The following is a 10,041-nucleotide window of genomic DNA, read 5'->3' as shown; positions in this document are numbered from 1 at the left end:
CATCTGCCGCGGGTCGGGCTCTTCATCGCCAATGGCCAGCGCACTATCCAGCCGCTCTAACACCAGATGAGAACTGGCGATGGCTTCGCTCAGGGCTTCGCGCGGCAGCGGTGATGCATCCGGCAAGGCGGAAAGTACGTCGAAATAGAAGTGATCGTACGCCTTATAAACAATGGCGTCGGCAACAGAGCCCAGCAGCTGGTCGGCGACCATGCTACTGCCGCGCCCGAGGTTGTTTGCGTGATGCCAGCCAGGCCCCGCCCCGCGGATCAGGCGATAGCGGTTGCCCTGCACATCTTCGAATTCGTAGTCAGCCATGACGTTGTCGGTTCATTCCATGAAACAGGTGGCAGAGTCTAAGCGGCGTCAAACCGGCAGGCAACAGACAGCCGCGCGACAGCGGTCACAGAGATATAAAACTGGTACTTTGGCGGGAATCTAGGCGGACGGAATGGGCCAGCGACATCAGGTAAATGTCCTGCGCGCTGTAGCGTTCGTCCTGAGGCCGGACGCAGCCCGAAAATCCCGAAGGGCGTCCTTCGACAGGCTCAGGATGAGCGGGATATGCGATTCATTTGGTGGGCAATGCCCACTTGCGGAAAGAACCGTTCGTCCTGAGGCTGGACGTAGTCCGGAAATCTCGAAGGACGTCCTTCTACAGGCTCAGGATGAACGGCGTGCTATTACTGTAGGAGCTGCCGCTGGCTGCGATCCTGCCTGAGAGACGCTCTCTGCGATGCAGGCTAGGCCTACCGGTGCGACGCTCTTTGTGAATCACTTGGTGGGCAGTGCCCCCCCTACGCTGTTGTTGCAGAAATAACCGTTCGTCCTGAGGCCGGACGTAGTCCGGAAATCTCGAAGGGCGTCCTTCGACAAGCTCAGGATGAACGGCGTGCTATTGCTGTAGGAGCTGCCGTTGGCTGCGATCCTGCCTGTGAGACGCTCTCTGCGATTTTTCACACCGTATCAAGGCGCGCTGCGCACGCCATCGCGGGCATGGCCCGCTCCTACAAATAACGTGACGCCGTGCTGCACACGGCATTCACATTCGCGGCTAACAGCCGCTCCTACATGAACGCAGCTGTAGGAGCTGCCGTTGGCCGGTGCGACGCTCGCTGCGATCCGCTACTCCGATATCAGATCACTGCGGCGATTATAAACACCAGCGTACCGGCACCGGACAACACCAGCGTTTTGTTTTTAAGCATCGGTGACTGCAGGCCAAGGTACAGACCCGACACCATGATAAATACCAGGCCGAGAGCAAAGACAATTTCTAACCAGCGAAACGCCTGGGGGCCATGACCCTTATGCAGTTCCACCAGACTGGCAATCAGATCCGGTTGCATGCGGCTAACGCTGACGCCATCGGCAGTGTCACGCAGTTCATAGTATTCGCGGCTGGTTGGACGGGTAATCGCTCCGCCCGGAACGGTTTTCACGTACGCATAATCGGTCTGAATACCAGCCTGTTCCAGCAATGCATCGATACGTGCGCTTTCATTGCCCTTTTCCAGATTCAGTTGTTGTCCGGCAATCGTCGCGACCGGCGTTTTTTCGACGCTGCCTTTAACACCCAGCAGGTACAGGCCTCCGGTAACGGCCATGGCAATAACCAGCGGAGTAAAAAATGCGGCGAGGTATAAGTGAATCGTTACGAGCAGCTTACGTTGCATGGGTTTTCTCCTGTGTCATTGCCTTTATTATGTAGGGTTTGCAGCCTCCCATGGCGTAAAGAATTGTCCGATCGCACGGGCATTTGTCACAGGTCAAGGGAGGGTCGTCCTTCAACAAGCTCAGGATCAGCGGTGTGAAGAAATACCGTTCGTGCTGAGGTTGTAGGAGCTGCCGTTGGCTGCGATTAATAGCTTCGATTCTTCTCATAGGGGCGATCTTTCACGCCGCATAGAGGCGTGCTGCGCCCGCCATCGCGACCAACGGTCGCTCCTACAAAAGCTGTCCTTCGACAGGCTCAGGATGAGCGGAGTGATGTATTACCGCGGTAGCTGCCGCTCCTGCAAGTGACATATCCGCCGCTGGTGCTGCCGTGGCCAGTCAATAGCTTTTACAAATCGAGTCGAGAGAAACAAGAAATTTAACCGATGAGAATTAATCTCATTTAATAGTCCTGCACACACAAATCAAACAGGCAAAGACCTGAACACAACAGGACAATGAATATGAAAAACTCTGTATCTGCGGTTATTTTTGCCGCAACCGCTATGCTCGCATCGGCTGCTGCCCAGGCATCACCGGATGTATTTATGGATAACGTTAAGAAAGCGCGTGGTGCGAATGCTCCGGCGCAGGTGTCAGAGGCGGTGTACAACGCCGGCATGCGTAAGCTGCCCTCTTACCGCGTGGATAATGCGGTAGAAAAATGCGCTGACACTGATCAGGTAGCTCAGGAAAACTGAGAAAAAAGCCGGGGCTATTGCCCCGGAAAGAATCTGGCAGTGGCGGTAACTCGCTCAAATTACCTCTGCCTGCCTTAACGCTCCCACGTTAAATGTGGCTCAGTTATGCCGCCTGAGCCGTGCGGTTGCTCTTTTCTTTTTTCTGGCGGATCAGGTCGCTGTAGTCCTGTTCCATAAAGGCTTTAATACCGCTGCGTTTATTTGCCTGCATAGCCAGTTCCAGTTCTTCTGCACTGGCAAAACGACGATCCCAGTCCAGCACTTTCGGCACCATAATCGCGTTCCACAGGGGTGGAATCAGGGTCAGGAAAATGGTGGTCAGATAACCGTTAACCATCATGGGTGCATCCTGATAAGGGCGCAGTTTCTGGAAAGGTACATCGCCTTCCGCATGGTGGTGAGAATGACGCGTCAGGTTAAAGGTTGCCCAGGAGCTGATGCGTTTATTGGTGTTCCAGCTGTGGTATGGCTGTACCGGTGTTTTGACGTTACGTACCATGCCGTAGTGTTCCATAAAGTTCACAATTTCCAGGAACGCTTTGGCAATCAGTGCGGTTGCAGTAAAGACTGCCACGCCAATCCAGCCAGCCATGGCAAAGGCTGCAACTTCCAGTGCCAGTGACATCAGCAGACCACGGATATACAGGTTGTGGTGGCTGAAGACCGGCAGACGTTTTTTCTGCAGACGTTTCTTTTCCAGATTCCAGGCGCTGATGTTGCCTTTCCAGGTAGACGCCAGAATGTGGTAATACACATTACGACCACGCGGTGCGGTTGCCGGGTCATCCGTTGAACCCACATAAATATGGTGACCATAGACGTGCTCGATTGAGAAACCGGTATCCCAGCTGAAGGCCAGCAACCAGCGACCAATAAACATAGCCATCGGGTCCCAGGTGCGGTGCGTCAGTTCATGACCAACAATGGTGCCCACCACTGAGGTCAACAGACCGCAGCCGAGAATCGCGGCGGCGTATTGTGGCCAGGTATTCGTGTCACGCGCAGCCAGTGCATCAAAGCCGGTGAACTGTTGAACCAGTGCACCATAGCCAAGTACGTCGGCATCTGACACGCTCCACACCATCAGGAAATTCATCACCACAATCAGCAGCAGAGAAGAATACAGTTGCAGATTCAGCAGCCAGGGCGCTTCGTATTTTGGCTCACTGGTATCGTCACCCATTAACAGATCACCAATAACCACAAAGCCGACGGCAAATACCAGACCGGCATACAGCCAGTCGCCGCCCAAGGTCACACCAATTCCGAACGGAATGGTGAGCATGTGAAACAGAGTGTATTTTGTGTATTTGAACATCGCTTCTCTCCTGTTATTTTTTTAATTCAGGCTGACGCCAGTTGTTCTTTAACCGCAAGGTCGCGGCTGTCTAAGAATTTGTCGAAAAAGATTTGCGTCGGGCGCACGCTGAATTTCTGGCATTCTTCTATGGCCGCATCAATCATGCCCGCCGGTCCACACAGGTACACCTGACTGGTGCCACTGATGCGCCCTTCTATCGCTTGCGTTACCCAGCCGCGAAGCCCCTGCCAATCAGAGTCTTCCGGTTCGGACGACAGCACAGGGATAAATTCAAACGGTCCGGCCCACAGGGCTTCCAGCTGAGAAATTTCATCCAGCGCATACAGGTCTGCCTGGGTGCGTGCGCCAAACAGCAAGGTCACCGGACGGGTTGATTGTTCTGCCACACCCTGACGCAGAATACTGAGCAGCGGCGCTAAGCCACTGCCACCGGCAATGGCGAAAATGGGTGTATCGTCAGGGCGTAACCAGAAGTCGCCATACGGTCCTTCGATATTTACCCGCGCGCCGCGAATGGCCGGATCACGAAAGCGTGGTGATAAAGCACCGCCTTCGACACTACGAATAAAAAACTCAATAATTTTCGCACCTTGTTCTCCGCAGGTTTCAGCAAAGGAATAAGCACGTGCCGGTGCCTGATCACCGGCCAGCGACAATTGCGCATACTGTCCGGCAGTGAACATCAGTGGCTGATCCAGCTCGATGGTAATGGCGGTAATATCATGGGTCAGGAAGCGCTGGCCGGTGATCATGCCTGAGACTTTCTGCACAGCATGATCCGGGCTGCGTTCATCCCAGTCGGGAATAGAAATACTAACGTCCGATTTCGGTACGCTCTGGCAGGCGAGAATGTAGCCGTTGTCCAGATCTTCGGTATTCAGTACGTAAGCGCTCTCAGTCAGTTCTTTTACCTGGCCTTTACGCAGCTGGCATTTACACGCCGCACAACCACCAACCCGGCAACTATGGGGAAACCGAATACCTTCGCGTAATGCTGCCTGCAGAATGGTTTCACCCGGCTCGGCGATCAGGGTCTGCTGCGTATTATCGAGCGTAATTGACCGACTTTTTTTACGAAACAATGAGAGCATAAGCCTGCACCTTTATCGTTGTTGTTATGCGCTCAGTTTAGGCTTTTGCGAAAAAATGGATTACAGCACCGGCAGACAAGGAATGGTCATATGAGGCCATGGTCTTTTCTGTTGCACAGCAAAGGATAAGATAGAAGCATGACAAGTGATGCCATTCAGGAAAGCTTTCAGCTTCCGACCAATTATGTTCCTAATTTGCTTAACCTGGTTTCGGCTCGGGGCGGTTCTGCTTCTGCTGTTTGCGTACGCGCAGACGTGGATGAAACCAAAGCAGATGAACTGGGTGGCAAACTGACCTGGCCACAATTCAGCGGTTTGATACGTGAGTCCCGAAATGAAATCAGTGAAGCAGCACTCGGTCTGTATTTAGGCAGTCAGCTGACTATTACGACACACGGTTTGCTCGGACTCGCGGCCATGAGCAGTTCAACTCTGGGCGAGGCTGCGCATATTGCCTGTCAGTATGTGGCTACCCGGACACCGCTGGTGTCTTTGCGCATGGAACAGCAGGGCAGCTATGCCTGTTTAAAAATGGACGAGCTGTATACGCTGGGCGATATTCGCGCGACGTTTCTGGAAGCACTGACCGTTACATTAATTGCCGTATTACGTTTTGTATCAGGAGAGCGTGCACGATTAATTCGCGTCGACTTCGCCTTTGACGAGCCTGAATACGGTGCGCTGTATCAGGCATTTTTTCCGTGCCCGGTGCGCTTTAATCAAACGGCTAATCAGCTGGTTATCCCGCGTGACGATCTGGGCCTGCCATCGCAACTGGCGGACACTCAGGTGCAACGCCAGGCCACTCAGCAATGTGAAGAAGAATTACTTAAATGGAAATCACAGCAACGTTTAAGTGGCCAGATTCAGATGATGCTGGCTCGAGCCAAAGGACGCTTCCCATCGTTTGAACAGGTGGCAGATGAACTGGCGCTGTCTCCCCGTACTCTGCGCCGTCGACTGGTTGATGAAGGTACCAATTATCAGGAGTTACTCGATCAGTGGCGTCAGGATATGGCGCGTCAGTATCTGACCACTACCCGCCTGAGTGTGCAACAGATCAGTCATTTGCTGGGCTACAACGATCCGGCGAATTTCGGTCGCGCTTTCCGCCGGCGCAATGATGGTTTATCGCCGTTAAATTTCCGCCGCCAGTATTCGGTTTAAGTTTTTCTATTCAGTGATATTTCACGCCGCATAAAGGCGTGCTGCGCACGCCATCGCGGCTAACAGCCGCTCCTACATTTACACTGCTTTAGGAGCTGCCGTTGGCCGGTGAGACGCTCTCTGCGATTTTTACACCATATAAAGGCGCGCTGCGCACGCCATCGCGGCTAACAGCCGCTCCTACATTTACACCGCTGTAGGAGCTGCCGTTGGCCGGTGAGACGCTCTCTGCGATCATTTACGCCATATAAAAGCGCGCTGCGCACGCCATCGCGGCTAACAGCCGCTCCTATATTTACACTGCTGTAGGAGCTGCCGTTGGCCGGTGAGACGCTCTCTGCGATCATTTACGCCATTAAAGGCGCGCTGCGCACGCCATCGCGGCTAACAGCCGCTCCTACATTTACACCGCTGTAGGAGCTGCCGTTGGCCGGTGAGACGCTCTCTGCGATTTTTACACCATATAAAAGCGCGCTCTACACACGCCATCGCGGTCAACGACCGCTCCTACAAATAACGCACCACCGCATCAGGGCACGTTAGCTAATCTATAACCATTTGGCATTCCAATATGGATACTGCGCTACCTTACTGCAAATCCCTGACCGCAATGGATTTGCCACGATATAGCGAGCAACCGCCAGCAGATTTTCATCATTTCTTATCGCATGATCATAATAGCCCGACGCCCATAACTTCCCCGAACGGCCCAGACGACGATTCACCATCAATGACGATGAAGACTTAATACGCCGGATAAAATCTGAAATTTTTTCTTGCGCCTTCAACTGAAAAAGTAAGTGAATGTGATCAGGCATCAGAGTCCAGGCCAGCAACTCATTTCCTTTCAGTGTGCCAGGGGCATTGATGGTATTACAAACCGTTCGGGCAGCAGTAAAGTCGATGAATACAGGCTGTCTTAAATACGTTGTGAACGTAACATGGTAAATCTGGTTTTCTTGTGAATAGCGCCCCTTTCGTAACGCATTATGGCCACTGATTAACATTGCGAACCTCCCTGTACAGACCCATTATTCTGAAGACAGAAATGGTTATTTCAATCGGACATCATGTTGATGTTCAGATGCAGAGAATTTTCAGGATGGATTTCATGCGGTATTTCGTGTTCTTTATTGGAGCGGTCGCTGTAGGAGCTGCCATTGGCCGGTGAGATGCTCTCTGCGATTTTTCACGCCGCATAAAAGCGTGCTACGCACGCTATCGCGGCTAACAGCCGCTCCTACATTTACACGGTTGTAAGAGCTGCCGTTGGCTGCGAACGTATGCGTAGCAGGTGCTATGCCATATAAAGGCGCGCTGCGCACGCCATCGCGGCTAACAGTCACTCCTACATTTACACGGTTGTAGGAGCTGCCGTTGGCTGCGAACGTCTGCGTAGCAGATGCTATGCCATATAAAGGCCCAATCTGCGCACGCCATCACGGCTAACATTTACACGGTTGTAGGAGCTGTCGTTGGCTGCGAACGTCTGCGTAGCAGATGCTATGCCATATAAAGGCCCGATCTGCGCACGCCATCGAGGCTAACAGCCGCTCCTACAAATAACGCGCCGCTGCATAAAGGCATGCTACGCACGCCTTAGCGGGCATGGCCCGCTCCTACATTTACACGGTTGTAGGAGCTGCCGTTGGCTGCGAACGTCTGCGTAGCAGGTGCTATGCCGTATAAAGGCGCGCTGCGCACGCCATCGCGGCTAACAGCCGCTCCTACAAATAACGCACCGCTGAATTAAGGCGCGCTACGCTCGCCATCGAGTCCAAAGGACTCTCCTACAAATTACACGCCACTGCAGCAGACGTGTCTGAATTCACACTCCATTAAGCCGCTAAGAAGCGGCATTTATTAACCACTCATTGCCCGCCGCCAATCCCATTTCATAGGCTGAATTTAACTTATTCAGGTCGCGGGTAAACTGACCAACCGGAAATTCATCAGGCGGACAGATCTCGTGTATACGGCAGTCCGAAGGAGGATTACGAATAAATTCGATTGAGCGATTATAATCTTCGTGCCGGCGCTGAAGGCGCTCGGCTATCTTTGGATAGCGCGGCATTAATTTCGGAAAAAGTTTGCTGATGCGATAGGCTTTTTTACGGTAGCCCACGGGATTGGATCGCAGAATCAGGATGTCTCGGGCACCACGACGATAAGCCTCTTCCACCGGTACAGAATCAGACACGCCGCCATCAAACCATTGACGCCCGCGCAGCATCACATTGCCGCGAAAGGCTACCGGCATAGTACCGGAGGCTTTCAGCATCTGAAAAATCTCGTCCATTTCCGGCGTCATGTAATGCGCTTCACCCGACGTTGCACAGGTGGTGGTAATCAGCAACTGTTCGCGCCGCTGCGCTATATGCTTCTCGCCTATCGGTAGTTCGCGTTCGGTTATATCCCACAGCCATTCAATATCAATAAGACTGCCGCCGCGCAGAAAACGCGACCAGCTGATGCATTGCGGACGCCGGCAATAATCGGTGTACACCCGATAATTACGCCCTTGTTGCTTACCGAGATACGCTACCAGATTGGACGCCCCGGCCGAGACACCTAAATATTGCTCAAAGGGATAATAATCGGCGGCAATAAAAGCATCGAGAATACCGCTGCTGAAGATGCCACGCATGGCGCCGCCTTCAACAATCAGCGCACGACTCATGCACAGGTCTCCGGGTGCTGAACCGCCTGAAACATACCTTCCATTCGTTTTAAATGATCCGCTGGCACCAGGTTCATGGTGGCGAATTTTTCCGGTTTAAACAGGGCAAATTCACCCTGTGCTGTGGCAGCAACCTGACCACGGGAGTTGTGCAGCTCGCCAGCCAGTGTCACCAGCCGGTCGTTTTTCTGTTGCGCGACATAGCCGTACAGAGTAACCGGCTCGTTAATCTGCACCGGCAATTTAAACCGTACTTTAATATCCCGGGTCAGCAAAAAGCGGTTGAGAAAATAGATGCCCGCCCAGCCCATGACTTCATCCAGCATGGTAGTAATTACGCCGCCGTGGGCGAGATGGCTCCAGCCACGCAGGTGTGCAGGAATGACCAGGTCAGAACGCAGCTTTTCGCCGTTGGTGGAAAAGCGCATCTGCAGGCCATTCGGATTGTGCTGGCCGCAGCCGAAACAGTGATCGTCAATATTATTGAGCGGGCGCCATTCAGTGTTTTGCATGTAAAGCTTCCTCCTGAGCCAGTGAATCGTTTTCCAGCAGTACCGTTTCTTCGCGGGTTAATGGTCCCGCGCACAGCATCTGCAGGGCGTGAATAACAAGCTGTTGCTGATACTGTTCATCAGCCTTACCGTCGGCGCAAACCTGCTCCGAGAAGTAATGTCCACCTTCAATCAGTGCCATCAGCATGCGCGCCGTTTGTTGCGGTTCTGCGATGCGGATCGTGCCTTCGTTTTGCTGCAGGGTCAGTTCCTGAGTCAGTACACGGTGAAAACCGCGGTACATGCGACCAACCGCCTGGGCGACATCCGGGTTACGACGGGCAATCGACAACATGGCGAACAGTTCGGGGGCATGCAGGGTCGCCATCCAGCGCTGGCCAAACATCAGCCCCAGCACCCGTACCAGCCGGCCGCGAGCACTGCCCTGGGTTGGCATCTCACTGAACAGCTCGCTGTAGCGCTGCAGGGTGCGCTCCACCAGCGCCAGCATCAGCTTTTCTTTATTACCGAAGTGATGCATCAGCAGTGACGGATTCACCTCGGCGGCATCGGCCAGCCGTGCCATGGTGACCTGTTCAAAGCCTTCTGTGCGGATGACCTGAACCAGTACATCCAGCAGCTGGTCACGGCGATCTCCGGCTTTCAGGCGGCTACGGTTACGGCTGGAAGAATCCGTGGATGAGAGCATTGTAAAGAATGTCCGATCAGTAAAAGTATCATTTCGAGCCAGTAAATTACGAGAAACTGGCCATATCTTCAACAGCTATTGAATAAACATTTAGTTAACTGGATGGACATTGTGAACGCTGGACATGAAATCTGCTTTTCGGCAGGCGTAAAAAAGGCGCTTACT

The 10,041-nt window shown here is 53.2% G+C and carries 9 protein-coding genes and 1 pseudogene; 2 read left to right on the top strand and 8 right to left on the bottom strand.

The window, feature by feature from the left end; all coding sequences use genetic code 11:
* Positions 1 to 318: pseudogene (locus I9W95_RS14555) on the bottom strand (hypothetical protein); the annotation flags it as partial.
* 818 nt (positions 319 to 1,136) lie between these two features.
* Positions 1,137 to 1,676, bottom strand: a complete 540-nt coding sequence (locus I9W95_RS14550; RefSeq protein ID WP_225676160.1) for a PepSY-associated TM helix domain-containing protein — start codon at positions 1,674 to 1,676, stop codon at positions 1,137 to 1,139.
* Between the two features lie 504 nt (positions 1,677 to 2,180).
* Here I9W95_RS14550 and I9W95_RS14545 point away from each other — a divergent pair.
* Positions 2,181 to 2,417 carry a hypothetical protein gene (locus I9W95_RS14545; RefSeq protein ID WP_225676158.1) on the top strand — a complete coding sequence of 79 codons (237 nt, stop codon included), beginning with the start codon at positions 2,181 to 2,183 and terminating at the stop codon, positions 2,415 to 2,417.
* Positions 2,418 to 2,520: 103 nt separating this feature from the next.
* Here I9W95_RS14545 and I9W95_RS14540 read toward each other — a convergent pair whose 3' ends face one another.
* Positions 2,521 to 3,735, bottom strand: coding sequence for an alkane 1-monooxygenase (locus I9W95_RS14540; RefSeq protein ID WP_225676156.1), 1,215 nt, complete (start codon positions 3,733 to 3,735; stop codon positions 2,521 to 2,523).
* A gap of 26 nt (positions 3,736 to 3,761) precedes the next feature.
* On the bottom strand, positions 3,762 to 4,829 hold the full coding sequence (locus I9W95_RS14535) for a 2Fe-2S iron-sulfur cluster-binding protein (protein WP_225676154.1): 1,068 nt from the start codon (positions 4,827 to 4,829) through the stop codon (positions 3,762 to 3,764).
* 138 nt (positions 4,830 to 4,967) lie between these two features.
* Here I9W95_RS14535 and I9W95_RS14530 point away from each other — a divergent pair, with 138 nt between their 5' ends.
* A complete protein-coding gene (locus I9W95_RS14530; protein WP_225676152.1) occupies positions 4,968 to 5,996 on the top strand; it encodes an AraC family transcriptional regulator in 1,029 nt (342 codons plus the stop codon).
* A gap of 548 nt (positions 5,997 to 6,544) precedes the next feature.
* Here the strand turns inward: I9W95_RS14530 and I9W95_RS14525 are convergent.
* From I9W95_RS14525 to I9W95_RS14510, 4 genes are all read right to left on the bottom strand, one after another.
* Positions 6,545 to 7,003: an REP-associated tyrosine transposase gene (locus I9W95_RS14525; RefSeq protein WP_225676150.1), complete on the bottom strand. Its 459-nt coding sequence runs from the start codon at positions 7,001 to 7,003 to the stop codon at positions 6,545 to 6,547.
* Positions 7,004 to 7,842: 839 nt separating this feature from the next.
* On the bottom strand, positions 7,843 to 8,676 hold the full coding sequence (locus tag I9W95_RS14520; RefSeq protein WP_225676148.1) for a patatin-like phospholipase family protein: 834 nt from the start codon (positions 8,674 to 8,676) through the stop codon (positions 7,843 to 7,845).
* Positions 8,673 to 9,188 carry a PaaI family thioesterase gene (locus I9W95_RS14515; protein ID WP_225676146.1) on the bottom strand — a complete coding sequence of 172 codons (516 nt, stop codon included), beginning with the start codon at positions 9,186 to 9,188 and terminating at the stop codon, positions 8,673 to 8,675. The genes I9W95_RS14520 and I9W95_RS14515 overlap by 4 nt, the downstream gene beginning before the upstream one ends.
* The gene (locus I9W95_RS14510) at positions 9,175 to 9,876 is read right to left on the bottom strand and encodes a TetR/AcrR family transcriptional regulator (protein ID WP_225676144.1); all 702 of its coding nucleotides are present in this window, start codon (positions 9,874 to 9,876) and stop codon (positions 9,175 to 9,177) included. Before I9W95_RS14510 ends, I9W95_RS14515 begins: the two co-directional genes overlap by 14 nt.
* Positions 9,877 to 10,041: the final 165 nt, after the last annotated feature.

This window comes from Thalassolituus marinus (genome assembly GCF_020320395.1).
GTDB classification, from domain to species: domain Bacteria; phylum Pseudomonadota; class Gammaproteobacteria; order Pseudomonadales; family Oceanobacteraceae; genus Venatoribacter; species Venatoribacter marinus.
Note: the sequence above shows the minus strand (reverse complement) of the source record. Positions and strands in the feature narration are given on the sequence as shown.